General features: G+C 69.7%; 20 protein-coding genes and 3 pseudogenes. 4 read left to right on the top strand and 19 right to left on the bottom strand.

The window, feature by feature from the left end:
- Positions 1-402 precede the first annotated feature (402 nt).
- Positions 403-942: a phosphate-starvation-inducible PsiE family protein gene (locus PV341_RS04520; RefSeq protein ID WP_500356786.1), complete on the top strand. Its 540-nt coding sequence runs from the start codon at positions 403-405 to the stop codon at positions 940-942.
- On the opposite strand, the gene PV341_RS04515 is transcribed toward PV341_RS04520, so the two are convergent.
- The 14 genes and pseudogenes from PV341_RS04515 to PV341_RS04450 all read right to left on the bottom strand — a co-directional run bounded on the left by PV341_RS04515 (position 916) and on the right by PV341_RS04450 (position 17669).
- Complete coding sequence (locus PV341_RS04515) at positions 916-3090, bottom strand: FUSC family protein (protein ID WP_500356784.1); 2175 nt, start codon at positions 3088-3090, stop codon at positions 916-918. The two genes, PV341_RS04520 and PV341_RS04515, sit on opposite strands and share 27 nt — an antisense overlap.
- Before the next feature lie 306 nt (positions 3091-3396).
- Positions 3397-4572 carry a glutathione-independent formaldehyde dehydrogenase gene (locus tag PV341_RS04510; RefSeq protein ID WP_500356782.1) on the bottom strand — a complete coding sequence of 392 codons (1176 nt, stop codon included), beginning with the start codon at positions 4570-4572 and terminating at the stop codon, positions 3397-3399.
- Positions 4573-4882: 310 nt separating this feature from the next.
- Positions 4883-5974 carry a hypothetical protein gene (locus PV341_RS04505; RefSeq protein ID WP_500356780.1) on the bottom strand — a complete coding sequence of 364 codons (1092 nt, stop codon included), beginning with the start codon at positions 5972-5974 and terminating at the stop codon, positions 4883-4885.
- A 445-nt stretch (positions 5975-6419) separates the two neighbouring features.
- Positions 6420-8132 carry an FAD-dependent oxidoreductase gene (locus PV341_RS04500; protein ID WP_500356778.1) on the bottom strand — a complete coding sequence of 571 codons (1713 nt, stop codon included), beginning with the start codon at positions 8130-8132 and terminating at the stop codon, positions 6420-6422.
- Positions 8132-8395 (bottom strand): UBP-type zinc finger domain-containing protein, encoded by a 264-nt coding sequence (locus tag PV341_RS04495; RefSeq protein ID WP_500356776.1) that lies wholly within the window; start codon positions 8393-8395, stop codon positions 8132-8134. The genes PV341_RS04500 and PV341_RS04495 overlap by 1 nt, the downstream gene beginning before the upstream one ends.
- A gap of 136 nt (positions 8396-8531) precedes the next feature.
- Positions 8532-9006 (bottom strand): annotated as a pseudogene (locus tag PV341_RS04490) (Hsp70 family protein); the annotation flags it as partial.
- A 326-nt stretch (positions 9007-9332) separates the two neighbouring features.
- A complete protein-coding gene (locus PV341_RS04485) occupies positions 9333-9782 on the bottom strand; it encodes a DUF1931 family protein (protein WP_500356774.1) in 450 nt (149 codons plus the stop codon).
- A gap of 440 nt (positions 9783-10222) precedes the next feature.
- Positions 10223-10681, bottom strand: coding sequence for a thioredoxin (trxA, locus tag PV341_RS04480; RefSeq protein WP_500356772.1), 459 nt, complete (start codon positions 10679-10681; stop codon positions 10223-10225).
- Positions 10678-13317, bottom strand: coding sequence for an ATP-dependent chaperone ClpB (gene clpB, locus PV341_RS04475; protein ID WP_500356770.1), 2640 nt, complete (start codon positions 13315-13317; stop codon positions 10678-10680). Before clpB ends, trxA begins: the two co-directional genes overlap by 4 nt.
- Positions 13308-13715, bottom strand: coding sequence for a chaperone modulator CbpM (locus PV341_RS04470; RefSeq protein WP_500356768.1), 408 nt, complete (start codon positions 13713-13715; stop codon positions 13308-13310). Before PV341_RS04470 ends, clpB begins: the two co-directional genes overlap by 10 nt.
- Positions 13712-14650, bottom strand: a complete 939-nt coding sequence (locus PV341_RS04465) for a DnaJ C-terminal domain-containing protein (protein ID WP_500356766.1) — start codon at positions 14648-14650, stop codon at positions 13712-13714. The genes PV341_RS04470 and PV341_RS04465 overlap by 4 nt, the downstream gene beginning before the upstream one ends.
- A 6-nt stretch (positions 14651-14656) precedes the next feature.
- Positions 14657-15268 (bottom strand): nucleotide exchange factor GrpE, encoded by a 612-nt coding sequence (locus tag PV341_RS04460; RefSeq protein ID WP_500356764.1) that lies wholly within the window; start codon positions 15266-15268, stop codon positions 14657-14659.
- A gap of 8 nt (positions 15269-15276) precedes the next feature.
- On the bottom strand, positions 15277-17175 hold the full coding sequence (dnaK, locus tag PV341_RS04455; protein ID WP_500356762.1) for a molecular chaperone DnaK: 1899 nt from the start codon (positions 17173-17175) through the stop codon (positions 15277-15279).
- A complete protein-coding gene (locus PV341_RS04450; protein ID WP_500356760.1) occupies positions 17130-17669 on the bottom strand; it encodes a YflT domain-containing protein in 540 nt (179 codons plus the stop codon). Before PV341_RS04450 ends, dnaK begins: the two co-directional genes overlap by 46 nt.
- Before the next feature lie 275 nt (positions 17670-17944).
- Between PV341_RS04450 and PV341_RS04445 the strand changes: the two genes are divergently transcribed.
- Positions 17945-19735: a PucR family transcriptional regulator gene (locus PV341_RS04445; protein WP_500356759.1), complete on the top strand. Its 1791-nt coding sequence runs from the start codon at positions 17945-17947 to the stop codon at positions 19733-19735.
- Positions 19736-19901: 166 nt separating this feature from the next.
- Here PV341_RS04445 and PV341_RS04440 read toward each other — a convergent pair whose 3' ends face one another.
- Entirely contained in the window at positions 19902-20174 is a 273-nt protein-coding gene (locus tag PV341_RS04440; RefSeq protein WP_500356757.1) for a hypothetical protein, read from the bottom strand.
- 323 nt (positions 20175-20497) lie between these two features.
- Here PV341_RS04440 and PV341_RS04435 point away from each other — a divergent pair, with 323 nt between their 5' ends.
- On the top strand, positions 20498-21379 hold the full coding sequence (locus tag PV341_RS04435) for an SDR family oxidoreductase (protein WP_500356756.1): 882 nt from the start codon (positions 20498-20500) through the stop codon (positions 21377-21379).
- A gap of 108 nt (positions 21380-21487) precedes the next feature.
- Positions 21488-22236 (top strand): annotated as a pseudogene (locus tag PV341_RS04430) (glutamate-cysteine ligase family protein); the annotation flags it as partial.
- 459 nt (positions 22237-22695) lie between these two features.
- Here the strand turns inward: PV341_RS04430 and PV341_RS04425 are convergent.
- From PV341_RS04425 to PV341_RS04410, 4 genes and pseudogenes are all read right to left on the bottom strand, one after another.
- A complete protein-coding gene (locus tag PV341_RS04425) occupies positions 22696-23937 on the bottom strand; it encodes a CaiB/BaiF CoA transferase family protein (RefSeq protein ID WP_500356754.1) in 1242 nt (413 codons plus the stop codon).
- On the bottom strand, positions 23934-25160 hold the full coding sequence (locus PV341_RS04420) for an acyl-CoA dehydrogenase family protein (protein ID WP_500329288.1): 1227 nt from the start codon (positions 25158-25160) through the stop codon (positions 23934-23936). Before PV341_RS04420 ends, PV341_RS04425 begins: the two co-directional genes overlap by 4 nt.
- 386 nt (positions 25161-25546) lie before the next feature.
- Positions 25547-26206: pseudogene (locus PV341_RS04415) on the bottom strand (nucleotidyl transferase AbiEii/AbiGii toxin family protein).
- The gene (locus PV341_RS04410) at positions 26203-26550 is read right to left on the bottom strand and encodes a transcriptional regulator (protein ID WP_500356752.1); all 348 of its coding nucleotides are present in this window, start codon (positions 26548-26550) and stop codon (positions 26203-26205) included. Before PV341_RS04410 ends, PV341_RS04415 begins: the two are co-directional and overlap by 4 nt.
- Positions 26551-26642 lie beyond the last annotated feature (92 nt).

Below are 26642 nucleotides of genomic sequence, written 5' to 3'. Positions count from 1 at the left end.
CACCGCCCCTCTACCGCGCGATGGTCCACATCGCCGCCCCGGCCCCGGAACCTCCTGACGCCACCTATCGGAAACGCGCACTCCCGATCCGGCCCACCACGCACCCTCTCCTCCGTAAGCGGTGGCCCTCGCGGCTGGAACCTCCTGACCCCCGCCCACGCGGAGCGAAGCCCCTAGCTAGGCCCCCAGCCGCGCCCGGCGCCGTCGAAGACCTTCACCCACTGCACACCGGCCTCTGGTAACCCAGGCCCTCCTCGTGACACGGATAATGCAAAGCACCGACTCGTTACCTGCAGGAGCCGACCTCGCCGTTGGCGGCGCCGTACCCGGATCGAGGCACCAACCAAACGCTGTCCACCCGTTCGGCAGCACGCCGCGCCTGCAAGCCGGGGCACCCCTAGCATGCTGACTGTGCGACTCACTCTCCCGAAGATCGAGGGCGGCGGCCGGCTACAGGGCCTCCTGCAGCTCATCGAGGACGGCATCCATCTCGTCGTCGCGGCGCTCCTCGTGCTGCTGGCGGGGCTTCTGACTGTCGGGGTCGTCCACGACGTCATCAAGTCGATCCAGGGGCCGTACCGCGAGGAGACGGTCGTTCTCTCCACCCTGGACAACGGCCTTGTGCTGTTCATCGTGGCCGAGCTGCTCCACACCGTCCGCCTCACCATCAGGAACCAGACCCTCGACGCGGAGCCGTTCCTCGTCGTCGGCCTGATTGCCGGCGTTCGCAAGGTGCTCATCGTGACGGCCGAGGCGGAGAAGTCCTTCCGGTGGAACGTCGAGGGGATCGAACTGCTCATCCTGGCGGGGCTAATCCTCGTGATGGCGACAGCAGGGTACGTGTGGCGGCGCTCGACGCGGCCGGGAGACTACTTCCCGCTTCAGGAGGCGCGGCGCTACCCGTCGCCGGCGCCGTCACCCACCCCGGTGAGCGGGTCCTGATCCATCACCTTCCGCCGCCACGGCTGCCCGCACCCGCTGCTCCTCGCGTGCAGAGCCGACGTCCCGTTCCAGGGGTGTGCGGCTTACGGCCGTCGTGAGGTCCTCCAAGGCCCGCTTCTGCAATTCCGCCCCGCGCCGCACCACCGTGCTCCGGTCCCCGGCGGCGGCGTCCTCCCACGCGTGGAGCGCCTCCTCCACGCGCCCCCAGTCCGGAATCCGGTGCTCGCGCACGTCGTCTGCCGCCTGCGCGGTGTCCGCCTCCAAAGCCTCGGCGAACCGCTCCGCCTCGGGGATGAAACGGCTGTCAGCCCGCGGGACGTGGCTCTCCATGAGCATCGCCGCCCGGCCGAAACCCTTGAGCGCCTCTTGCGCCTCCTCCGCCTCGCGCGACGTCAGACCCCTGGGGCGGACCGGTTCCTGCCTTGCCCGGTCGTAGGCCTCCTGCCAGGCGGCTCGTGCCTCCCTGCTCGCCAGCAGTGCCCTGCGCATGTCGGCCCGATGTTCCCGAGTCGGTTCGGCGTAGCTGCGCAGCACCGCGGCCGCGTAGCGGCCGTTGGCGGCGAGCCAGTCCGCAAGCCGGTTCGGCAGCCGGGGCGTCTCCCATGCGGGGAACACCACGTACGCCAGCATGGCCAGGGCCCCGCCGATCAGGGTGAGCACCACCCGCTCCGGGACTGTCTGCTCCCATGCCTGGCCGCCCATGCCGAGCAGGAAGACGACGTACGCGGCAGTGAAGCATTGGGAGTGTGCGTAGCCGGTACGGATCAGCGTGTACGACAGGCCCGCCGAGACCACCGCCAGCGCGCCGAGTACGTTGGCGTCCGGGCCGATGGTCTGCACCATCCCGGTGGCGAGCGCGACCCCGGCCAGGGTCCCGGCAAGACGGGCCACCGCACGCGCGTACGTCCGGTGGAAGTCCGGCCGCATCACCATCACCGAGGCGATGGGTGCCCAGTAGCCGTGGTGCAGGGGTAGCCAGGCGGCGATCAGATAGCCGAGCGTGGCCACCGCCGCCAGGCGGATGGCGTGCCGCAACACGGGCGAGTCCCGGCGGAGCTCACGGCGGACCGCCCGGACGACGACCGGGAGCAGCCGGAACATTGTCGGACGCACCAGAAACTGGGCGCTCGCGGTGCCGGGCGGCGTGGGCGTCTTCCCGCGCGCGCCGCTCCCGGCGATCTCCAACGCCTCGCCGAGTAGTTCCACGAGCTGCTCGGCGGCCTGCCGGGCGGGCCCCTCCAGCACCTCGTGCTCATCGTCGACACGCAGGACGTCCGCGCTCCCGGGCGGCACCTCGGCGGGAGTGCCGCGGCGGATCGAACGGGCGGCCGCGTCCAGGACGTCGGCGGCCGCATTGAGCAACTCCCGTGCCCGGTCCCGCCCAGGTCCCTCCGACGGGGCGCCGACGTCCGGGTCGGCGAGGGCGGCGACGACCGGCCGGATGCGCTCGGCCAGGCCCCGGGGGCCGTGGAGGGCTGGGGGACGGGTGCGGGCCTGTGATGGCGTCACGGCGGCCGCGTCCCGGGCCGTCATCAACGGCTCCGGGTCGAACGGGGCGGTCGGGTCGTGCCGCAGCCGGCGGGCGTAGTCCGCCACGGCGGCCAGAGCGTCGGCGAGCGCGTCACGATGCGCCCCCCACCGGCGGATCGGGAACAGCAAGATCAGCACGGCCTGTGCCACGCCTCCGAGCGCGATGATCCCGGCGTGCTCCATGGCTCGCCCAACGCTCGTGGGCAGGGTGATGGTCACCAGCATGCTGCCGACGGTCGTGGCTGCGACGATCCCAGCGGTCGATCCGACGGCCCACGCCATCCCTGCGACAAAGGCCCATACGGCCAGCAGCGGGAGGAACGTCACGAGTCGCCCCGCTGCCAGGTAGCCCACGAAGGTGCTGAGCGCCAGGCCCGCGCCCGCGCCGAGCGCGATCACCTTGCGTGGACGCCAGGTGCGCTGGAAGGTGGCCCCACCCGCGGAGTAGGCACCGAGGGCGGCGGACGCGGCGTACGCAGGGGAAACCAGCCACAGCGCCGGCCCGACGACGATCGCCACTCCAGCAGCTGTGCGCAGCGCGAGCAGGGGCTCCAGCCGCGTCTCCTCGATCGTGAGCCCGGATCGCAGGACCTCCCCGAAGGCCCGCAGCCACGTCACGGGTGTGAGCCTAGCCGGAACGCCGTGCCGGGTCGCGTCGGCCTGGTTGAACTGCGGCAGCCGTCAGGCAAGGAAGCCTCCCGCACGGGCCCAGGAACAGGGCGGCGGCAGCCGCTGGGACGGGGTGCTGCCACTGCGGACACTGCTGGGCGTCCACCGTCCGTTGTTCCACCGGGCCGGAGCGCGGGTCGCTGCCGGCTCAGAGCGCATGCGATCGTCGCCCGGCCGGCCCCGGCCGGAGCCGGAGCGACACCGGTGGGCCGGACCGGCCGGGGGGAACGGCCGGGACGGCGGCCCTCGGGTCCCTTACCCCTTGTGGCCGTTGCCGTGTCCGTTCGGATGCAGGACCACCTTGGTCCAGCCCTCGTCACGGGCGTCGAAGTGCTCATAGGCGGTGGGGGCCTCGTCCAGGCTGAGCTCGTGGGAGACGACGAAGCTCGGCTTTGCCTTCCCGCCGGCGATCAGATCCCGCAGCGCCCGGTTGTACTTCTTCACCGGCGCTTGCCCCGTGCCTATGTGCTGGCCCTTGAACCACATCATGCCGAAGTCGATCGGGACCTTGCCCTGCGCCTCCAACTCTCCCTGGGCCTTGGCACCGCCGGGGTCCTGGGGCAGGAACACGCCCACCACGCCGATGTCGCCCGTGAACCTGACCGAGTCGATCAGTCCGTTGATCGTGAGGCTGGCGTCCTCGTGTCCCTTGGGATCGTGTGCCTGGTAGCCGACGCACTCACAGCCGTTGTCGGCGCCCAGACCAAGCGTGGCCTCCTTGACGACCTCCGCAGGCTCCTGCTCGGCGGTGTTGATCGGGATGGCCCCGATCTCCTCCGCCTTGCGCAGCCGGTCGGGCTGGTGGTCGGCTACCCAGACACGGCCGGCGCCCTTGAGGAGGGCTGAGTAGGCCGCCATCAGCCCGACGGGACCGGCCCCGAAGACGATCGTCTGGTCGCCCGGTTTGACGTGGGCCATCTCGGTGGCGTGATAGCCGGTGGGGAAGATGTCGGCGAGCATCACATAGTCGGTCTGCCGGTCGGCGGCGTCCTCGCCCAGACGCAGCGCGTTGAAGTCGCCGTAGGGCACGCGCAGCAGTTCCGCCTGGCCGCCCTGGTAAGGGCCCATGTCGGCGAATCCGTACGCGGCTCCGGCGAGGGCCGGTTCCGGCTGCATGGTCAGGCAGTAGTTGGTCAGACCCCGTTCGCACTGCTTGCAGAAGCCGCAGGCGATGTTGAAGGGCAGGACCACATACTGGCCGACCTGGACCTTGCGGACGGCCGAGCCGACCTCCACGACCTGGCCCATGTTCTCGTGTCCCAGGGTGCGGCCAGACTCGAACGAGGTGCGGCCCTCGTACATGTGCAGGTCCGAACCGCAGATGTTGGTGGAGGTGATCTTGACGATGATGTCGCAGGGGTGTTCGATCTTCGCGTCCGGTACGTCCTTCACTGTGACCGTTCGCGGGCCTTCATATACCGCTGCTTTCATGATGGCTTCCTTTGGTGCCGCGGCATGAGCGCAGCACGGCAGGGACGGAGACGGCGCAAAGGGCCTGACTCCCGGGAGTTGGTGCGACGGGGTCCGTGGGTCCGGAATGCCTCTGTGGGCTGTTCACACGGTTCAGATGGAACGGTGGTCCCGCAGTTGGGCCGCCATGCGGAGCCCCGGCGCTTCGGCGGCGTATCGTCCGAGTCCCCGTCGGCCCATGACGCGAAATAGCCACGCACCGATCGACCAGCGGAATCTTCGGATCCGGACGACCACCAGCAAACGACGCATCTCCAACTCAGGTTACCAGCTAGTCACCATGGTCGTCCTGGAGCATGTGGCGACGTCCCTGTTCGCGCTTGGAGTAGGCGGCTGCCCGGATCGCCTCGTCGCTCTCCAAGCCTGATCCCAGCGCGCCGCCCACGGTGGCGACCGAAGCGACGAACCATGACAACGTCAAGTATTCCGCGGCGTGCAGCGGGGTTCGTGTCACGGAAGCGAACACTTGGCCGTTGATGATGAACAGAGCCCACACCAGGTTGATGACGATCAAACCGCCGTAGCAGACGAGCACCCCGATACCCACGGTCATGACCGTCGAGGCGTTGTAGAGCCTCGCCCTCTGCCTCGCCTCCGGCGAGACCTCTGTTGATCGATGCCACAGCTGCGCGTCGATGATCAGCCAGCCGATCATGAGCCCGACAGACCCGACTATGGCGATCACGAGGCGTGGCGCGCTCAGGTACTCGGCCAGGCTCCAGATGGTGGAGTTCACGGTGGCGACTGCTCCCGTGGCGAGTGCGGCCGCCAGGGCTTTCGACAAGCCCGGCACCAACCGCCACGGCCGGTTGGCGCGGACCATACCGATGAGCACCCTCAGGTAACCGCGCGGCCCGCTGACGACGTACCGAAGATCAGCGGTCTCCTCCTCTTCTACCGGACCCAGGTGAATAGGCGCGAGACGACTGACGAAGGGCCCGAGCAGCGGCTGGCTTTGCGGAGGTCCTCCAGCCCCGGTGGCCCGCGGACCCGCCAAGCCAAGCACGGCTTCTTCCACGGCCCGCAGGGCCCTCGTCTGCAGACGCAAACCCCCCAACGGAGGAAGAGACAGCAGCGCCAAACCGTGTTCGTGACTCAGATCCACAACGAGCGTGCGCCCGTGTGATTGGAGGGGGAGGTCGGTAAGGGCCACAACGATGTCCCAATTCTCAGCTCTTCCGCGGTCCATGATCCGGCGCATCAAGGTGGGCGGGTCCTCGGTCCCTGCGGTGAAGGGCTCACTGACCACCTCGACGTCGAAACGTCGGCCCTGGCCCGACTTGTCGGCGAGCCGAGTGGGAAGTACCTGGGCCATGCGCTGCGCGATCTCCGTCGGCGCATCCGGATCCGCCAGGAGAGCCACGACCGTAACGCCCTGAGGCGACACCCGCATGACTGGGCCCTTCTCGTCGGCTGCCCCGCGATCGCAAGTGCCCACAGGATGCCCCCCAGGTAACGTCGACGCCGCGTGACACGCTGGCCCCCGCCAGCAGGTGCAGAGGTACGGCCAGATCTCCTCCGCCTTGCTCATCGGCATCACCTGCCTCCACGCCATGCTGTTCGTGCTCGTTGAGTCACCGCAGCGTTCCTGCTCCCACCGGAGTCGTTGCGCCCGCTCGCCGGGCACCAGCCCGATGCTGGGTCTACCTCTCCCTCGCTCGGTTCATCCCGTCCGTGGAAACCGTCGGCGTTGCGCTGGACGCAGGCTGGCAGGACGCCCGGGGGATGGGCCGGGCGGCCTACGGGTCGTCAGGGAGAGAGCCAGCGGCAGGACAGGGACCGGCCCGCCACCGGCCGGCGCCCCTGGACTAGGGGCCAGTGGAGCGGACCAGATTTCCCGTCTTTCCCCGGTGCTCGTGCACGAGGCGGATCGCCATGGCACCCTCACCGGTCGCCGAGGCCACCCGCTTGACCGAGCCGCTCCTGACGTCGCCGGCGGCGAAGACCCCGGGAAGGGTGGTCTCCAGCAGCAACGGACCCCGGCCGAGCGAGTCCCACCGGGTCGGGTCGGCCGCCGCCTGGGCGTCGGCGCCGGTGAGGATGAAGCCCTTCTCGTCCAGGGCCAGCACGCCCTTGAGCCATTCCGTGTGCGGCCGGGCCCCGATGAACACGAACAGCGCCGCGACCCGCAGCTCCCGGCGCTCACTACTTGCGTTGTCCTCCACCATCAGCAACTCCAGCTTCTCCTCCCCCGAGGCACCCCGGACTTCGGTGTGGAGCAGCACCTCGATCTTCGGGTGCCGTTCCACCTGGTCCACCAGGTAGCGCGACATGTCCGCGTTGAGGTCACCGCCCCGGACGAGGAGGTGGACCCTGGACGCGTGGTTCGCGAGGAACAGCGCCGCCTGCCCGGCGGAGTTCCCGCCGCCGACCACGGCGACCGGATCCGCCTGGCAGAGACTGGCCTCGTGGACCGTCGCAGCGTAGTAGACGCTGACGCCCTCCAGGCGGTCGATGCCGGGCACCTCGAGCCGCCGGTACCAGACGCCCGAGGCGAGCACCACGGCGCCTGCCCGGGCCCGGGACCCGTCTGTGAAGGTGACGACGTACTCGTCGTCCTGCGGGGTGAGCCCGCTGACCTGGGCCGGCACCGTGAGGCGGGCACCGAACTTGTGGGCCTGGAGTACCGCGCGTTCGATGAGCTCGCCCCCGGAGATGCCCGACGGGAAGCCAAGGTAGTTCTCGATGCGGGACGAGGTACCGGCCTGGCCTCCGGTGGCCACGGCATCGACAGTGACCGTGGTGAGGCCGTCGGAGGCACCGTACACGGCGGCGGCGAGTCCCGCGGGACCCGCACCGATCACCATCACGTCACACCGCCCGGCCTCCGGGGAGGGGGCGGGCAGCCCGATGAGCCGGGCGAGTTCGGCATTGCTCGGATTGCGCAGCACCCGCTCGCCCTTCCAGATGACCACCGGAGTCTCTTCGGGGCGGATGGAGAACCGGCGCAGCAGCGCCTCCGCCTCCTTGTCCTTCTCCAGATCCACCCAGCGGTGGGGCAGCCGGTTGCGGGCGGCGAACTCACGCAGCCGCAGCGTGTCCGGTGAATAACACGACCCCAGGATCCGGAAGCCGGCGCCGAGGCCGATGAGCAGATACCGGCGGCCCAGGTAAGCGCGGAGGATCAGGTCGCCGAGGACGGGGTCGCGGCCGACCAGGGAGCGTTGCCGCTCCACCGGCACGGCCAGGACCTCGCCCGCCTCGCGCACCACGGCGGTGTCGAACGCCGTCTGGCCCTCCAGCAACCCGAGTTCACCCAGGAATCTGCCGGGTCCGTGCACCGCCACCGTGCGCTCGTCGGGCCCACCGAGGTCGTGGACTATCTCGACGGTCCCGCTGAGGACCGCGAGGAACTCCCGGAACGGCTCGCCCTCGCGGTACAGGACCTGGCCCTCGGCGGTCCTTCGGCGCTCACCGTGCGCGGTCAGGTCCTCGAACTGCTCCGGTGTCAGGCGCGGGAACGCCCCGTATCGGTCCGGTGTCTCGTGGACCGCACTCTGCTTGTGCTCGGCCGCGCTCATCAGACCAGAGCCTCGTGGACGTAGCACCAGCGCCAGTCCTCTCCCGGCTGGAAGGACTGCACGATGGGGTGACCGGCGCTGCTCGCGTGCCGCCTGGCGTGCTTGAGGGGCGAGGAGTCACAGCAGCCGACGTGCCCGCAGGTGAGGCAGAGCCGCAGGTGCACCCACGGGGAGCGCTCCTTGAGACACTCCTCGCAGCCCTCCGGGGTACGCGGCGTCACTGGGCGCACCATCGCCAGGTGCGGGTCGGGAATTGTGGCCATCAGGGTTCTCCTTCCGTGGTGGGACTGCTCAGCCGCGGCCCGCGATGCTCATCTTCATCCAGTGGCGCAGCTCCGGAGCGGCGGTACCAGCCCGGCGGGACATCGCCCCTCCCGTGTCGAGCACTACCAGGGGCGGGTCGATGCCGTTCTCCTGCCGGAACTTGTCGGCGGGGTGGACCGCCAGGCGCCGGTCGAAGCCCTCGCCGCAGGGGTGGCTGTAGCCCGCCGAGGACCGCACATCGACCGCGCCATCGCGGACGAGGTGGAGGCTGACGCCAACGGGGCGGGCACGGTGAACCGCCTCCGTCACTCGTTGCCCGCGTCGTCGGCGAGCTTTCGCAGCACGAGCGCGCTGATCCCCTCCGGCGCGCGCAATATGTCGCGGACCCTGAACCGCGCGGTGCCCTGCCCGTCGCGGACGAAGTAGAAGCCGTCAGCCTCGGCCTCCTCGTGGAACTCGTCGAAGCCTCGGCAGGTGAAACGCTTGGCGGAGTAGACCGGCGGGGTGGCACGGCTGCCCGCAGAGTCGGGGATGACCGCGGCCTCCCCGCCCTGCCATGCGGCGACCGCGGATTGGTCGTGCCGAGGTCGATCCCGACTGCCTTGGCCATAGGAGTCTTCATGCCTCGTAACTCCTGGAACGTTGGGGTGGGCCCGCAGAGCCGTGTGCGGACGCAATGGTCAAACCGGGCACCGGTCCCGAGCAGGACGCGTCGAGACGCGCTTCCTATGCGCTACGCGCACCCATCCAGCCTGCGGACACTCGCCTCGCAGGGGCGCCCTTGGCCGACAAGATCGCGGCCGGGCGACGTCAGCGGTCTCCTGGATGAGTTCGACGTGGACGCGGCGGTGCAGCGGGCTCAGGACCGACTGCGCTTCTGGCGGGCTCGCAGACCGCTCGTGGCGGCATCCTGGAAGTGGATGAGGCGATCGCCACTCACAGCAGGAGGTCGAAGACTGCTCGGGCCTCGTCCCAGTGCTGGGTCTGGGGGTTCTTCAGGTCGGGGTGGAGGATCTTGAAGCTCTGGGCAAGGGCCAGGCTGAGTCCGCCGATGATGTCCGGATAAGCCGCCTCGGTCTCCTCGTCGGGCGTCCGGTCCAGCGCGGGGTGGGTGGCGAGCTGTTCTAGAATCGGCTTGATTTCCACTTCCTGGTCGATCTTCTGGAAGTGGTGAATGCTCTCCTGCAGGCCTTTCGTCATCGGCAGGTCACAGGTCCGGATGATGTCGCGCCCGTTGGCCTTGGCAGTGGCCTGGGCGACGGTCAGCAGGTCGTAGAGCTTGGCGTCGACGAAGTCGCTGTAGCGCTTGAGATCGTTCTTGTCGACGTCCAGCCCCGCCGCTGCGCGGAAGAACCTTTCGAACCTGGCGATGGACATCACGGTCATGACGGCAACCTCCGACTGCGGGCGCCGGGGTGGCTCCCGGCCCCCTGGGTTTCCCCCGCCAGCCTCGCCGACGGGGCACGTGAACGCATGCGCATGTCGGGATCAATCAGCCTCCCTGAATCGCCCTGCCAGGCCCAGACGACCGACTGCGGGTAGGCGGACGAGCGTGCGATCCGTCGATCCAGAGATACCTGCGGATGGGCCCATTTTCGCTATCTTTGTTGTGTTGGTCGGCCTGGCCAACCGGGTGAGTTGAGCCCAGGCAGACGCAGGCCTTTCGTTCGCCGCAGGGCGCCCCAGTGGTGGGCCTCCGATCTTCTCCTCATGTGTCAGGGAGTCTCGGTCTCCGCTCGTCGGTCAACGGGGGATACCTTCCGTGCAAGTCCGGAGTCTCGGGGACTGCGGTCTCGTCGGCTTCCACGGTGGCCGGCCCATCGTGTTCACTGTCCTGCAGTGGTTCGCCGGTCCGTCATCGCATGCTCGACCCACGAGCGCAGGACGTGCGCGGGTGCCGCGCCTGCCTGCCGGGCGACCGTCCCTCCATGGTCCAGGACGAGCAGGGTCGGCACCGCCTGCACCTCGAACCGCTGGCTGAGCTGCGGGTTCTTGTCGACGTCGACCTTGACAAGCTTGATCCGTCCGGCGAGGTCGCGGGCGACCTGTTCGAGGGCGGGGCTGACCATGCGGCAGGGGCCGCACCAGGTGGCCCAGAGGTCGACGACGACGGGCTGGGTGGCGTTGTCGGCGACTTCGGCGAAGTCGTCGTCGCCCGCGTCGACGATCCAGGGCAGGGGCTGCTTGCAGTGGCCGCATTTGGGGCGTCCCTCGGCGGCTACAGGAATCCGGTTGTCGCGCCCGCAGTTCGGGCAGGTCACGGTCGTCGTCCGGGTGGTGTTCACGCCGCTCTCGCTTCCCGGGCCCCCTCCGGCCGCTCGTAGGTGACAACCAGCTCTCCGTGCTCGGCGTCGACGCGCACCGTCGCGCCGTCCTGGACGTCGCCGCGCAGCAGGGCGCGCCCGACCAGCGTCTCAACCTCGTGGGAGATGTAACGCCGCAGTGGCCGGGCACCGTACACCGGGTCGTAGCCCTGGTGGGCAATCACCTCACGTGCGGCGTCGGTGAGTTCAACCGCGATGCGGCGCTCTGCGAGCCGCTGCCGCAGCTCGTCGAACTGCAGCTCGACGATGCGCTCGATCTGCCGCTCACCGAGCGGCTTGAACAGCACGATGTCGTCGACGCGGTTGAGGAACTCCGGGCGGAAGTGCCCGCGCAGTTCGCCCATCACCAGGGCGCGGGCGTCCGGCTTGATCTCACCCTCGGCGGTGGCGCCGTCGAGGAGGTGCTCGGAGCCGATGTTGGACGTCATGATGATCACGGTGTTGCGGAAGTCGACGGTGCGGCCCTGAGCATCGGTGATGCGGCCGTCATCGAGGATTTGCAGCAGGGTGTTGAAGACATCGGTGTGCGCCTTCTCGATCTCGTCGAACAGCACAACCGAGTACGGCTTGCGGCGTACGGCCTCGGTGAGCTGGCCGCCTTCCTCGTAGCCGACGTATCCGGGCGGTGCGCCCATGAGCCGGCTGACAGTGTGCCGCTCCTGGTATTCACTCATGTCGAGGCGGACCATGTTCTCCTCGGAGTCGAACAGGGTCCGGGCGAGGGTCTTGGCCAGCTCGGTCTTCCCGACGCCGGTGGGGCCGAGGAAGATGAACGATCCGATGGGGCGGCGAGGGTCGCGGATGCCGGAGCGGGCTCGGATGATGGCGTCGGCGACGAGCTTGACGGCCTCGTCCTGGCCGATAACGCGCTCGCGCAGGATCTCGTCGAGGCGCAGCAGCTTCTCGCGTTCGCCCTCCTGGAGGCGGGCGACGGGGATGCCGGTCCAGGCGGCGACGATCTCGGCGATCTCCTCCTCGGTGACGACCTCGCGCAGCAGCCGGTTCTGCCCTTGTTTGGCGGCCAGTTGCTCCTCCTCTGCGGCGAGTCGCCGCTCCAGGTCCTGGAGGCGGCCGTAGCGGAGTTCGGCGGCGCGGTTGAGGTCGTAGGCGCGTTCGGCCTCCTCTGCGTCGTGGCGGACCTGCTCCAGTTCCTGGCGCAGTTCCTGCACGCGGCGGATCGCCTGCCGTTCGGCCTCCCACTGGGCGTGTTTGGCGTCGGCCTCGCCGCGCAGGTCGGCCAGTTCCCTGCGCAGCTCCTCCAGGCGGGCTTTGCTGGCGGGGTCGGTCTCCTTGGACAGGGCCGCATCCTCGATCTCCAGGCGTGTGACGCGGCGGGTGATCTCGTCGAGTTCGGCGGGCATCGAGTCGATCTCGGTACGCAGCCGGGCGCACGCCTCGTCGACGAGGTCGATGGCCTTGTCGGGCAGGAATCGATCGGTGATGTAGCGATGGCTGAGGGTGGCCGCGGAGACCAGCGCGGTGTCCTGGATCTTCACGCCGTGGAAAACCTCGAGGCGTTCGCGCAGCCCGCGCAGGATGGAGATGGTGTCCTCCACGCTCGGCTCGTCGACCAGGACCTGCTGGAAGCGGCGCTCGAGGGCGGCGTCCTTCTCGATGTGCTTGCGGTACTCGTCGAGGGTGGTGGCGCCGATCATGTGGAGTTCGCCGCGGGCGAGCATCGGCTTGAGCATGTTGCCCGCGTCCATGGCCCCTTCGGCGGCGCCCGCGCCGACGACGGTGTGCAGTTCGTCGACGAAGAGCAAGATGCGCCCCTGCGCGGCCTTGACCTCGCTGAGCACGGCCTTGAGGCGTTCCTCGAACTCACCGCGGTACTTGGCGCCGGCGACCAGCGAACCCATGTCGAGAGCGAACACGATCTTGTCGCGGAGTCCTTCGGGCACGTCGCCGCGGACGATGCGCTGGGCGAGGCCCTCGACGATGGCGGTCTTTCCCACGCCGGGGTCGCCGATGAGGACGGGGTTGTTCTTGGACTTGCGGCTGAGGATCTGGGTGACGCGGCGGATCTCGGCGTCCCGGCCGATGACCGGGTCGAGCCTGCCGTCCCTGGCCTCGGCGACGAGATCACGGCCGTACTTCTCCAGAGCCTCGTAGGCCACTTCGGGGTTGGCGGAGGTGACGCGCTGGTTGCCGCGGACCTGGGTGAGCGCGCTCAGGAACGAGTCCCTGGTGATGCCGGCCTGTTTGAGCAGTCGCCCGGCGGCGGTCGAAGAGCCCTCCTCAGCAAGGGCGAGCAGGAGGTGCTCCACGGACACGTACTCGTCCTTGAGGCGTTTGGCCTCCCGTTCGGCGGCATCGAGCAGGCGGGCGAGGCGCTGAGTGACGAACACCTGGCCGGGTGCCGCGCCGGGGCCGGTGACCCTCGGGCGGCGGGAGAGTTCCTCGCGCACAGCCGCGCGCAGTTCCTCCGGCTCGGTGCCGGCCCGTTGCAGCAACCGCGGGATCAGACCGTCCTCCTGATCGAGAAGTGCGAGCAGCAGGTGTTCCCCGTCGACCTCGGTCTGCCCCATGCGGACGGCCGCGGTCTGGGCCTCCTGGAGGGCTTCCTGGGACTTCTGGGTGAGACGGTTCATGTCCATGGGGGTGTTTCACTCCTCGTGCCGCGGCCGCGCAGGGCGGCTTCGAGCAGGCTGATGCGGTCGAGCAGGTCGAGCACCAGGCCGATGGATGCGTAGTTGAGGCAGAGTCCGGAGCGCAGCCGCTGGATACGGGCGAGGACCGCCGGGGCCGTGGGGTCGAATACCAGGTGTCCCGCGCTGTCGCGTTCGGCGTCGACCAGGCCGAGGGCGACGAACCGGCGGATCAGATCGGGGTGGAGGCCCGAGCGACGGGCCACCACGTCCAGGGAGAGCCTGGGGGCGGCCACGAGCGCGTATCGGACGGCCGTCGAGGCGGTGATGTCGGCGCCCGTTCGTACCGGACGGTCGCCCAGGCTGGCCCGGCCGATGCCTGCCGCTCCCGCGGGTCGGTCGTTCATCGCGTCCTCCTGGGGTCGAATGAGGAGGTGGCGGCGAGCTCCTCGAACAGTTCGCGCTCCCGGTCGCCGAGGGTGGGCGGCACCATGATGCGGAGTTCGGCGTACAGGTCGCCGTTCGCGCCGCGCGGGTTGGGCATGCCTTCGCCGCGCAGCCGCAGCCGTCGGCCGCTGGACGAGCCCGCGGGCACCGTGACCTTGGCCGTGCCACCGCCGGGGGTGGGCACCGGCACGGTTGCACCCAGGGCCGCCTCCCAGGGGGCGACCGGGACCTGGATGTGCACGTCGCGGCCGTCCAGCCGGAACCGGGGGTGGGGCTGGATACGCACCCGCAGGTACAGGTCGCCCGCGGGGGCGTCACCACTGCCCTGGCCGCCCTCGCCCACCAGCCTGATGCGCTGCCCGTCGGTGACGCCCGGCGGTACGTCGACCTCGTACCGCCGCGGCTGCCCGGTGGGACCGGCGAGCGTGACGGTGCGACGGCCTCCCTTGTACGCCTCCTCGACGGTGAGGGGCAGTTCGGCCTCCTGGTCCGCTCCGGGGACGCCTCGGGCGGCGCCGGCTCCGAACATGGAGCCGAGCAGGTCCTCGATGTCGATGCCCTCCGCTCCGAAGCCGGTGGCGTACCGGACGCGGGGACCGCCCGCGCCCGTGGTCCTCCCATCGCGGAAGCCGGCGCCCGCTCCCGCCGCGACCCGTTCGTCGAAGTCCTCCGGGATCTTGCGGAAGTCCTCGCCGAAGCGGTCGTAACGGGTCCGGGTCTTCGGGTCCGACAGGACGCTGTAGGCCTCGTTGAGTTCCTTGAAGCGTTCCTCCGCCGCGGGGTCCTTGTTGACGTCGGGGTGGTATTTGCGGGCGAGCTTGCGATATGCCTGCTGGATCTCGTCCTGGCTCGCGGTCCGTGACACGCCCAGCACCTCGTAGTAGTCCCGAGCCATCGCCGGTCACTCCCGCTTTGCGACGGTAACCGCTGCCGGCCGAAGCTGTCGCTCGCCGTCCCCGTAGCCGGGGCGCAGCACCTCGACGACCGTGCCCGGCTCCACGTCGGGGTCCTGGACGACGCCGATCACCTCGTGCCGGGCCGGGTCGAAGGCGACGCCTGTCTCCGCCCGCCGCGGGTAGCCGAGCAGTTCGAGGACGTTCACCGCTTGGTCTCGTACGGCTCGGATGCCCTCCACGATCGCGCCCGGGTCGGCGCCGGCGTGGGTCAGGGCGAGTTCGAGGTTGTCGATGACGGGCAGGAAGGCGGCGGCCGTGCGGGACCGCTCGACCGCCCGCTCCCGCTCCAGTTCCCTGGCGTGACGCTTGCGAAGGTTGTCGAGGTCGGCGAGCGCGCGCCGCCAGCGGTCCTCCAGTTCCTGGATCGCGGTCGTGTACTCGTCCTCGGCACGCCCGGGGCCGGCGGCGTCGGGCCCCGGTTCGCCGTTCGCCGCTTCCGGCCGGGGCGGCGGGCCAGGTTGCGGCAAATCCCCGTGCGGAGGGCGTACGGCGTTTTCCGGGACCGGTTCGACCGGATCCGACGGGGCCCGGTCGGGTTCCTGGGGGCGGCTGGGCATGGCGCGCCTCAGTCCTTGTCGAACTCGGCGTCGATGACATCGTCGCCACCGCCACCGCCACTCGTGGGACCACCCGTGGCGGCGTCCTGGCCGGGACTGCCCGTGGGAGCGGCTCCTTGATGGGCCGCCAGCCCGGCGAGCACCTGCTGGAGTTCGGAGGTCAGGGGCCGCACGCGCTCCACGCCCGCCTCTTCCTTGACCGCCGCCCGGGCGTCGGACACGAGCATCTCGGCGCGTGCCTTCTCGTGCGCCGGGGCTGCGTCGCCCAGTTCGGCGAGGCGCTTCTCGACCTGGTACGCGACGGCGTCGAGCTCATTGCGGGCGTCGACGGCCTCGCGCAGTGCCTGGTCCTGGCTCCGGTTGCTCTCGGCCTCCTGCACCATGCGTTCGACCTCACTGCGGTCCAGGTTGGAGCTCTCGCTGATGGTGATGCCCTGTTCCTTGCCGGTGTCCCGATCGCGGGCCTTGACGTTGAGGATGCCGTTGGCGTCGATGTCGAAGGTGACCTCGATCTGCGGTTCGCCCCGCGGCGCCGGCCGGATGTCGGTGAGCTGGAACCGGCCGAGCACGCGGTTGTCGGCCGCGGACTCGCGCTCGCCCTGGAGGACCACCACATCGACGGCCGGCTGGTTGTCCTCCGCAGTGGAGAAGGTCTCGCTGCGGCGTACCGGGATGGTGGTGTTCCGCTCGATGATCTTCGTCATCACTCCACCGCGCGTCTCTACGCCCAGTGACAAGGGCGTGACGTCGAGCAGCAGGACGTCCTTGACCTCGCCCTTGAGCACCCCGGCCTGGATCGCGGCCCCCAGGGCCACGACCTCATCGGGGTTGACGCTCATGTTGGGTTCCTTGCCGCCGGTCAGGCGGCGGACCAGGGCCTGGACCGCCGGGATACGCGTGGAGCCGCCTACGAGGATGACCTCGTCGAGGTCGCTCTCGCCGACCTTGGCGTCGGCCATTGCCTGCTGGACTGGCCCCAGGCAACGCTCCACCAGGTCCCCGGTGATCTGCTCGAACGTGGACCGCATGATCGAGTCGGTGAGGTGCTTGGGGCCCGAGGCGTCCGCTGTGATGAACGGCAGGCTGACCTGCGTCTGCGTCACCGAACTGAGCTCGGTCTTGGCCTTCTCCGCCGCCTCGAACAGTCGTTGCAGGGCCTGCGGGTCCTTGCGCAGGTCGATGCCGTTCTCCTTCTGGAAGTCGTCCGCGAGGTAGTCCACCAGACGCCGGTCGAAGTCGTCGCCGCCCAGGTGACTGTCGCCGGCGGTGGAGCGCACCTCCACCACGCCGTCGCCGACGTCGAGGATGCTCACGTCGAAGGTGCCGCCGCCCAGGTCGAAGACGAGGACGGTCTCGTGCTGCTTCTTGTCCATGCCGTACGCGAGGGCAGCCGCCGTCGGCTCGTTGATGATCCGCAGCACCTCCAGTCCCGCGATCCGTCCGGCGTCCTTGGTGGCGGTGCGCTGAGCGTCGTTGAAGTAGGCGGGCACCGTGATGACCGCCTCCGTGACCCGCTCCCCGAGCTGCTTGGAGGCATCGTCGGCGAGTTTGCGCAGCACTTGTGCGCTGATCTCCTCAGGCGCGTAAAGCTTGTCGCGCACCTTGAATCGGGCCGCCCCGCCGTCGCCCTCGACGACGTCGTACGCCACCGCCCTGGCCTCGTCGGAGATCTCGTCGAAATGCCGGCCGATGAACCGCTTGGCCGAGTAGATGGTGCCCTTGGGGTTGAGGATCGCCTGGCGCCGGGCCAGCTGGCCCACCAGGCGTTCGCCGGTGTCGGTGAAGGCCACCACCGACGGTGTCGTGCGGTTGCCCTCGCTGTTGGGCACGACGGACGGCTCACCGCCCTCCCACACGGCGATCACCGAGTTCGTGGTGCCCAGGTCGATGCCCACTGCCTTGGCCATGAGGAACTCCTCCCGGTGCGGCGGCATGCGCCGGCACTGCGGATCCGATCGTTCAGGTGCGGGACTGAGCGTGCAGGGCGACCGCTTCGTCCACGACGACGCCGTACCGGCTGGGCTGCATCGAGCGGAGCCGGAGTCCTGATGGCCGCCCTGCGGGGCATACAGCAGCAGGCCGAACAGCGCGCGCCCACGACGGCTCCGAAAATCAGGCCGTAGAGGGCGGCGAGCAGGGTGGAGACGAGGAGGTCCACCCAGACGACGAGGCCGAAGAGCCAGCCGATCAGCGCACCGGGAAGGGCCCCGCTCGCCGCTCGGTGCAGGGCGGCCCTGCCAAAGTCCCTACGGCCGATGACACGCTCGACGAGGCGGACGTCCTGACCGACGAGGACCACCCTTTGCACGAAAAACCCCTGGTCCGAGACGTGGTCGGCAGCGCGTTCGGCTTCCTGGTGCGTCTCGTACGTGGCAACGGGCCTACGAGGGTGCTCGGTCATCGCCCAGTCCTTCCTGCCAGTGCGTACGACAGCCCCCGGCAGCCCAAGACTCGCGAACCGAGCAGCTCTACGCCTGCACCCGGCAAGTCAAAGAACAGCGGAGCCCGTCGCCCCGCGAGCACAGACGAAGACTTCGGACATCTCGGGTAAGTTGGTAGGAGGGCCGTACGGGAAGGGTCGCTGTCAGCTCCAGGTGGGCTCCGGGAAGGGAATCACCACGGCTGGCCGCCGGGCCCGGAACCTGTACCGCCCGCTTGGGAGAACGGAGTGATCCCATGGCCGGCAGCCGGGCGCACAAACTGTACCGCCGCGGCTCCGATCGGGAGAGCAGCCTTACGCGGTGTAGCGCCGGGCGGCACTCCACGGCCGCGCGGAGGGGGCCCCGCCCGCCCGTTCCAACCCCAGCCGACCATGCCCCCCACGAACTGATGGCGCTCTCCCGCGCACTATTCGACACTCTGGACGAAGGCGAGATCCTGCGCCTGGCCATGGACCATATAGCCGCCGCAGGGCCATATAGCGCCGAGGCCGGATACCTCAGGCTGGACGGCGACCTGGTCCCCAGCCCGAGGGATGGGCAGATCCATGCCTTGGCCCTGGACTGCAGGGTTCGGGAGCTGGCCGGGCAAGACGGCCCTGTGGCCGTACCCGGCTGGCCCTGGGGCCGGGCCCTGGGGCTGCGCGGACTTGAGGGACTCCTCGGCTACCTCGTGGTGACGTCCCGCTCCCGGCCCACCAAGGCCGAGCGGGGCCTGCTCGCCACGCTCGTCCGGCACACCGCTGCTGCTTTGTCAGTCGCCTTCGCACACCGCTGCCACCGCGAGGACGCGCTGGAGCTTCACCGGCTGAGGGATGAACGGACAGCCCTCCAGCGGCAGCTGATTTCCGTCGTGGCTGAGCTGGGGTGGCAGCGGGCCGTTCACGCGATCATGGCCGAGGTCGCTGCCTCGGGTGGCGGTGAGGAAGCCATCACCCGCACACTGCACGGGCTCACTGGACTTCCCGCGCTGGCCGAGGACCGCTTCGGTCGGCTGAGGTCGTGGACCGGCCCCAGCCGCCCCGATCCCTATCCGGAACCGGACCCCGTGCGCCAAGACGAAATGCTGCACGCCGTCGCCCGTGAGGCCGGGCCGGTGCGGATCAAGGACCGGCTGATCACCCTGGTCCGCCCGCACGGAGAGACCCTGGGCGTGCTGGCGCTGGTCGATGCCCGGGACGAGGCAGATGAGCACACCGTGCTCGCGCTGGAACACGCTGCCACGTCGCTCGCACTGGAGCTGGCGCACCTGCGTCATCTGGCCGAAGTGGAGCTGAGGCTGCACCGCGAGCTGGCCGATGACCTCTTGGCGGGAACGGACGAGGCGAGCGCCTACGCCCGGTCCGAGGCAGTCGGACACGACCTGCACCGCAGCCAGTACATCGTCGTGGTGCAGTGGTCGAACCGGACTGCGGACGATTCCTTCGCGCAGACCGTGGCCCGGGCGGCCTGTGCCGCGGGCATGCGCTCACTGCTGACCCGACGTTCCGACCACGTGGTCCTAGTCGCCGACGACAGACCGCACGCCCACGCTTTGTACGAGGCGCTCGCCCGGGAGACCGGGACACGGTCGGGGACGATCGGGGTGAGCTCCCCTTGCAACGCCCCGGACGACATCCCCCACCGCTACCAGGAGGCGCAGCGCGCCCTGGAAGTGCGCTGTCACTCCCGCGAGCGTTACGGCACGACGTTCTTCGACGAGCTTGGCCTCTACCGCATCCTGGGACCTGGCAACGATTACCAGGAACTAGAGACGTTCGTCCACGAGTGGCTCGGGCAGCTCATCGACTACGACTCCCAGCACCACGCAGCCATGGTGGAGACCCTGACCCAGTACTTCGACTGCGGGGGCAACTACGACGAGACCGCCGAATCCCTCGCGATCCACCGCAGCACGTTGCGCTATCGGCTCCAGCGCATCCGCGACATTAGTGGCAACAACCTCGCGAACGTCGAGGACCGCCTCAACCTCCAGGTGGCGACCCGAGTGTGGAAGATCGTGCTAGGCGGAGCCCAGTGGTCCCACTAGCACTGATGTGCCAGCGATGTCAGCGGCAGTTTGTCGGGCTGCCGTGCACAGCCCGTCCGGTTATGTGGTGAGTGCAGAGCGGGGCGTCCTGCGCCGCTCCGCCGGCCATACGTCCTCGCGTATGGTGGGGCCGCTCGGCTCCGGTGGCGACGGGGCGAGCGACTGGTTACTCTCCGGCGTAGTCGTCGCCGTATGCCGCCCCACGGATGGCCCTGCCCAGCTCGTACGAGCCGTGTTCCGCATCAAGGCCAGACTCCTCGATCGCGGCCCGGAACTCCGCCGCGACCTCCACCCACTTCGCCTGCAGCGCGGTGCTCTCAGCTCGCTGCTCCTCCGACCTCTCCAGTACCGGAGTCTTTGTCGCTCGGTGAGCTCGGATCGCCTTTCGGGCTGTCTCGTACTGCCGTCGCAGGTCAGCGAGTGATTCAGGTACGTCCATGGCGCGGATGCCAACCCCGGCCACTGACAGTGCCCGGATTACGGCGCGGGCAGTGGTCAGGGCAGGGTCCCGCCTGCTTCGTCGCCGCTACCCCGCCACCTCCTGCGGCATGGCGTGCGCGCACTCGGGCAGGAGCCCCGTGATCCGATCGTGGAGGGAGACGAGAAAGCAATGACCGTAGCCCCCGGCCTGAGGTACGAACCGGCGGCCCTTGCCGCGCGCGGGCCGGACGACGTCCCGGCGGTCACTCTGGCCACCGTGAAGCTGATGTGCGCATAGAGGACCATCTCGAGCCGCGATCGAGAAGTGATGGAGGAACCCGCATGACCTCCCGCAATGAAGACCCGGTCACCCGTCAGCCTCAGCCGGACCTCCCCGCCCAGGACCAGCCGCATCCGGGCTGGACGGGGCCGATGGACCCGCCCCCCGACCACGGCGAGACCTCGTACAAGGGCAACGGCCAATTGGAAGGCAGGGCCGCGGTGATCACCGGTGGCGACTCCGGGATCGGCCGGGCCGTCGCGCTCGCTTTCGCGCGCGAAGGCGCGGACGTGCTCATCACGCACCTGCCCGAGGAGAGGGCCGACGCGGACACTACCGTCGGACTCATCGTAAAGGCGGGTCGCAAGGGCGCCGCCCTTTCCTGTGACCTTCGCGAGGAGGGACAGTGCCGCGAGGTGATCGACCTGGCGCTCGCGCAGTTCGGACGGCTCGACATCCTGGTCAACAACGCCGCTTACCAGATGTCCCAGCCGGACGGCATCGGCGCCATCGACACGGAGCAGTTCGACCGGGTGCTCAAGACCAACCTGTACGCGATGTTCTGGCTGTCGAAGATGGCCCTCGAGCACCTTCCCGCCGGCGGCTCGATCATCAACACCAGCTCCGTCCAGGCGTACAAGCCCAGCCCTCATCTGCTGGACTACGCCATGACGAAGGCGGCGATCGTCAACTTCACCCAGGGACTGGCCCAGATGGTCGCCTCCCAGGGGATCCGCGTCAATGCGGTGGCCCCAGGGCCGGTGTGGACCCCCCTGATCCCGGCGACCCTCCCGGACACCACCGAGTTCGGGAAGCAGTCCCCGCTGGGCCGCCCCGCCCAGCCCGCCGAGATGGCCCCGGCGTACGTCTTCCTCGCCTCCCAGCGCGCGAGTTACATCACCGCGGAGGTCGTCAACGCCACGGGCGGCACGCCGCTGCCCTGAGGAGCGGCATGTGCCGCCACCGACCGGGAAGACGCGGGATCAACAACGCCTCTTTCGCTTGAGGAGACGACATGCTGATGGCTTTGCCTGAGGCAGGGACGGCATGGGGGGTTGACCGCTGACGAGCAGATGACCTGCGGTTGCCATGTCCACGTATCGGTGGGCTCCGACGAGGAGGGCGTGGCCGTTCTGGACCGGATTTGCCCCTGGCTGCCGCCGGCACAGAGCGCCAATTCGCCCTTTTGGCAGGGGCAGGACAGTGGCTTCGCCAGCTGCCGAAGCCGTGTATGGGGCAGACGGCCGTCGGCCGCTCCCGTGGAGCCCTTCGGGTCCGCCGCTCGCTACCACGCCCTGGTGCGCACCATGGTGGCCACTGCGGCGCTCCGGGACGAAGGCATGATCTACTCCGACGCCAGGCTGTCCCGTACCTACCCGACGGTGGAGATCAGCATCGCCGACGTCTGCCTGGACGCCTCCACTACGGGGCTTCTCGCCACACTGATCCGTTCGCTCGTCGACACCGCCGCCCGCGACTGGCGGAACGGCACCCCCGTCGCCGGCCACCCCGTCGGCTTCCTGCTGCTGGCTGGCACGCCTCACGCTCCGGCCTGACCGGAAAGCTCGTGCACCCTCTCACCATGGAGCCGGTGCCGGCCGAAGAGGCGTTGCGGGCGCTGCTCGACCACGTCCACGACTCACTGGACGACAACGGAGACCTGCCCACAGCCCGCGACGCGCTCACCGCGTTACTCAGGACAGGAAACGGCGCGATGGCCCAGCGCGAACTGCTGGAGCGCAACGGCAGCCTCAAAGACGTCGTCGCCGCGTGCGTCCAGCGCACCCACGCGTGGCGGTAGGACCAGATGCGCGGTCCGCAAGTGGAAGGCTGTCGGCTGGAATCTACTGATCCCTGCCCATGCGGAGCGCAGCTAGGCCCCCAGCAGCTCGCCCAGTTACGTGGTGAGTACCGGGCGGGCGCCGTACGCGGCCCCGCCGACGTACCTCCCCTGTCCGCGGCGGGGCCGCTCTACTACGCGGGAGCTTGGGTCGGGGCAGGCGCCAGGCGCCTGCGCCCCGCCAGCTTCACGCCCTCACGCCAGAGCTCCGTCTGCTTCCGGAGCAGGAGTCAGACAAAGGATTGCCGCCTGGAGCGTACCCACCACGGCTTGTAGCAGCGACGGCTGCGCTCTTGGCGAGCGTCGCCCTCTCCGTCCATGCCTGCACCAGGTACCGGGCGCCGTTGCGGTAGATCACGTGGACCAGTTGGTGCTCGGTGCCGAGCCCGAGGGATCGGGGCCCGTACGCTGATGCCCCGCTCACCGCGGCGCCTTCGTTTCCGTCCCGCCGGGGATCGCTCCCTGGGCGCGCAGTTCGGCGATCTCGGCGGGGCCGAATCCCAGCTCGGTGAGGATCTCGTCGGTGTGCTCGCCCAGGTCCGGCGCACGTTTCGCCGGCACCTTCGGCACTCCTCGCAGGTTGACCGGGCTGCTGATGGTTTCCGTGAGCCCGGTGACTCCTTCCAGCGGCACCACGATGTCGTTCGCGCGCAGTTGCGGGTCCTGCGCGGCCTCCTCAGGGGTCTGGATGAGGCTGTGGGTGACGCGTTCTCGTCCCAGGGCGTCCTTCCAGTGGGCGAAGGGCCGCGCGCGGAACTCGGCGTCGAGCAGTTCGCTGAGCGCGGCGGCGTTCTCGAGGACACCCTCGACGTCGGCGAAACGCGGGTCCTCGAGCAGCTCGGGGCGCCCGATGGCCCGCGTCAGTCCCGGCCAGTGCGGGGGAGACGCCACCAGCATGAACCACTCGCCGTCCGCGGTCCGGTAGGGGTTGACCAGCGGATTCGCCGGCGCCTTCCGGTCGTGCAGCTCGAAGGACGTGCCGCCGGCGAGTGCGCCGGCCACCAGGGTTCCCGTGGCCCAGACGCCCGTGGCGAGCAGCGACGTCCCGACACTGGCCCCTTGTCCCGTTCGCTCACGGCGGTACAGGGCGGTCACGATCGCCGCGTAGACGGCGATCGCCGACATGTAGTCGCCGCTGCCCCAGACCGGCACCGTCGGCGGTGCTCCCGCGTCCCGGGTGGAGGCCAGCAGCCCGCTGCGCGACCAGGCGGCGGTCAGGTCGAAGCCCGGCTGCCCGGCGTCGGGGCCGGTGTCACCGAAGCCGGTGATGTCGGCGTAGACGACCCGCGGGTTCCAGCCCGCGACCTCGTCGTAGCCGAGGTGCAGTCTCTCGCGGGTGCCGTGCGGGAAGTTGGTGATCACCACATCGGCCCACTCGACGAGGCGCTTGAGGATCCCGGTGGCCGCCGGGGACTTCAGGTCGATCACCATGCCACGCTTGTTGCGGTTGGCGAGGTGCCAGCTGTAGTTGGCCCGTGCCTGGGGACTGGGCGGTACGGAGCCCAGCCGCCGCTGGGGATCGCCGTTCCCCGGCGGCTCGATCTTGATGACGTCGGCTCCGAAGTCGGAGAGCATGGTGGCCGCGGCCGGTGCCGCGATGAAGCTCGATGCGTCGAGGACCTTCAGCCCGGTGAACACGGATTCGGTGGTCAACTTGGTCACCTCACGAAAGCGCTCAGGCCGTCGGTCACGGCACGCCCGACGATGAGGGTCTGGATCTCGCGCGTGCCCTCGTACGAGTAGATGGCCTCGGCGTCGGCGACGAACCGGCCGATCTTGTAGTCGAGGATGATGCCGTTGCCGGCCAGCAGTTCGCGCGCCCATCCCACGGTCTCCCGCATCCGCACGGTGCAGTAGGCCTTCGCCAGCGAGGACTGCTCGTCCCGGTACACCCCGGCGTCCTGCAGCTGGGCCAGCCGCGTCACCATCCCGCACGACGCCGTGGCATTGCCGAGCATCTTCACCAGCAGGTCCTGCATCAGCTGGAAGCCTCCGATGGGCCGGCCGAACTGCTCCCGCTGCTTGGCGTACTCCAGGGCGATCTCGTAAGCGCCGAACATGATGCCCACCGCCTGCCACGCCACCCCACTGCGGGTCCGGCGCAGGATCTCCGCTGTGTCCTTGAACGAGTTCGCGTTCTGCAGCCGGTTGGTCTCCGGAACCCGGCAGCCGTCGAGCACGATGTCGGCGTTCTGCACGATCCGCAGCGCCATCTTGTTCTCGATCTTCGTCGCGGTGAACCCGGGCGTGTCCTTCTCCACGACGAAGCCCAGCACGTGACGGGTCTCGACGTCGCGGGCCCAGATGACGACCAGGTCGGCGAACGTCGCGTTGCCGATCCACCGCTTCGCGCCGTCGAGGATCCATCCGTCGCCGTCGCGGCGGGCGGTCGTCTGCAGCCCGCCGGCGACGTCGGAGCCGCCGTGCGGCTCGGTCAACCCGAAGGCGCCGATCTTCTCGAAGCGGCTCATCGCCGGCAGCCACCTCCGCTGCTGTTCCTCGGAGCCGCAGGCGAGGATGGTGCCCATGGCCAGACCCGTGTGCACGCCGAAGAACGTCGCCACCGACGCGTCGGCATGGGCGAGCTCCAAGGCCATGAGACCCGCGAAGAGGTTGCTCGGCCTGGATCCCGTCGATTCCGGGTCGGCCCAGTCCACCAGCCCGAGCCTCCCGAAGCCTTCGACCAACTGGAAGGGGAATTCGGCCCGGGCCCAGTAGTCGTCGACGATCGGGGCGACCTGCGTGCGGAGGAACTCGCGGACGGACTCGACCTTCTCCCGTTCCCGGTCCGACAGCAGTTCCTCGTAGGCGTAGAAGTCTGCGGGCAGCAACCCTTTGCCCAGGTAGGGACCGGACGGTGCCGGCAAGGTCGTGGTGCCGCTCATGGCAATCTCCCTCAAGCGCTGTGAGGCCTGGCCCGGAGATCCGCGCCCGCCGGCGCTCCCAGCCCCCGGCTTTTCGGATCCGAGCGCGATTAAACGCGGATCCGGAGCGGCGCCCCCGGACCCGCGCCGCCCAGCGTGGTGGTGTCGCCGCGGACCACCCGAGTGGCCCGTCGCCGACGGTGCGCGAGAGGCGGGCGGGGCAGGATGCGGGAACTGCCGGAACGTCATGCCGGCGGCGGTGCGCCGGCGCCGCTGCGTGACGCTTCGGCGCAGCGCCAGCAGGGCCAGGCCCTGCGGACCGCACGTGCGGCTGGTCCACGGCTGCCGGTGCCTCCACGGGCGAAGCGTCCGGTTTCCGCGACCGAGCCTGCCGTCGCTGAGGGCGGTCAGGCGTTGAGCGGCTGGTCGTGGAGACGGGCGGTGAGATCGTCTGCCCATCCCTGGGTTGCGCAATTCGCCGATCGCGGGCTCGGTGAGACCGTAGGCGGCGAATTCGGTGTCGTCGATCCAGTCCGCGCCGTCCAGGCGGGCCAGCAGGTCCTCCAGGTCGAAGGCGTCGCGGGCGTGGCGGCGGCCGAGCGCTTCGAGCTCGATCGAGGACCACAGGTGGGCCGCGGCTCGGACGTCGATGAGGTCCCGGACGATCCCGCGGTCGGCCAGTGCGCGGACCTTGGTACCCACCACGTCTTCGAGGGACAGGACCGGTCCGTGGTCGGTGATCACGGCGGGGCGGGTGAGGACTTCCTTGAGGATGTCGAGCTCGCATTCCTCACCGCTGTCCGGGTCGGTCACGGTGGGACGTGCGGCCAGCGGTCCGCTTCCACGACGTGCACCTGCCAGCCGCGGTCGCGAAGCCCGGCGGTGACGGTCGCGGCGATCTGGTCCATCGGGTCGTTGTTGTCCGTGGCGACGTCGAGGTCCTGGCTGAGCCGTTGGACCAGGCCGTGCGCCTGCACCGCGTAGCCACCCGTGAGGACCAGGGGATACGGACTGCCGATGCTGAGGACGTCCGCCAGCAGCCGGCGGTGCAGTGGATCGAGGTTCACGCTGCTCGAGGCGCCCGAGTGGGGAGTTCGCTGAAGGCGGCTTCCCAGACGTCGCGGATGTCGCGGCTGATCAGCGTGCGAAGCACGGGCCAGAGCTTGATGAGAAGGTCCCGGTCGAGGTAGCGGACCAAGTCGTCGTGGAGGCCCTCGGCCAGGACGGTCCGGTAACAACTCATACGCAGCCGCGGCTGGTCCAGATCGAACTCCGTCAGGCCCGACCAGGCCAGGTGCAGCGGCAGGGCGACCGTCCCGTGCGCGGGTCCCCGCAGAGCGGACAGTTCCGCGGGCAGCCGCCTGCGGAACCGCTCGCGGCGCAGCTCTGTGGTGCTGGACGTCGATGCCATGCCCCGATTATTTCCCAGCCCGCGGTACCGGGGCCACAAACCCGCCGATCCGTGGCGGGCGCCGTCGCCGTGACCGTCACGCCCCTCCAGGC

It is taken from the genome of Streptomyces sp. PA03-1a (assembly GCF_033792805.1).
In the GTDB taxonomy this organism is placed as follows: domain Bacteria; phylum Actinomycetota; class Actinomycetes; order Streptomycetales; family Streptomycetaceae; genus Actinacidiphila.
This window is presented reverse-complemented; position numbering and strand designations above follow the sequence as displayed.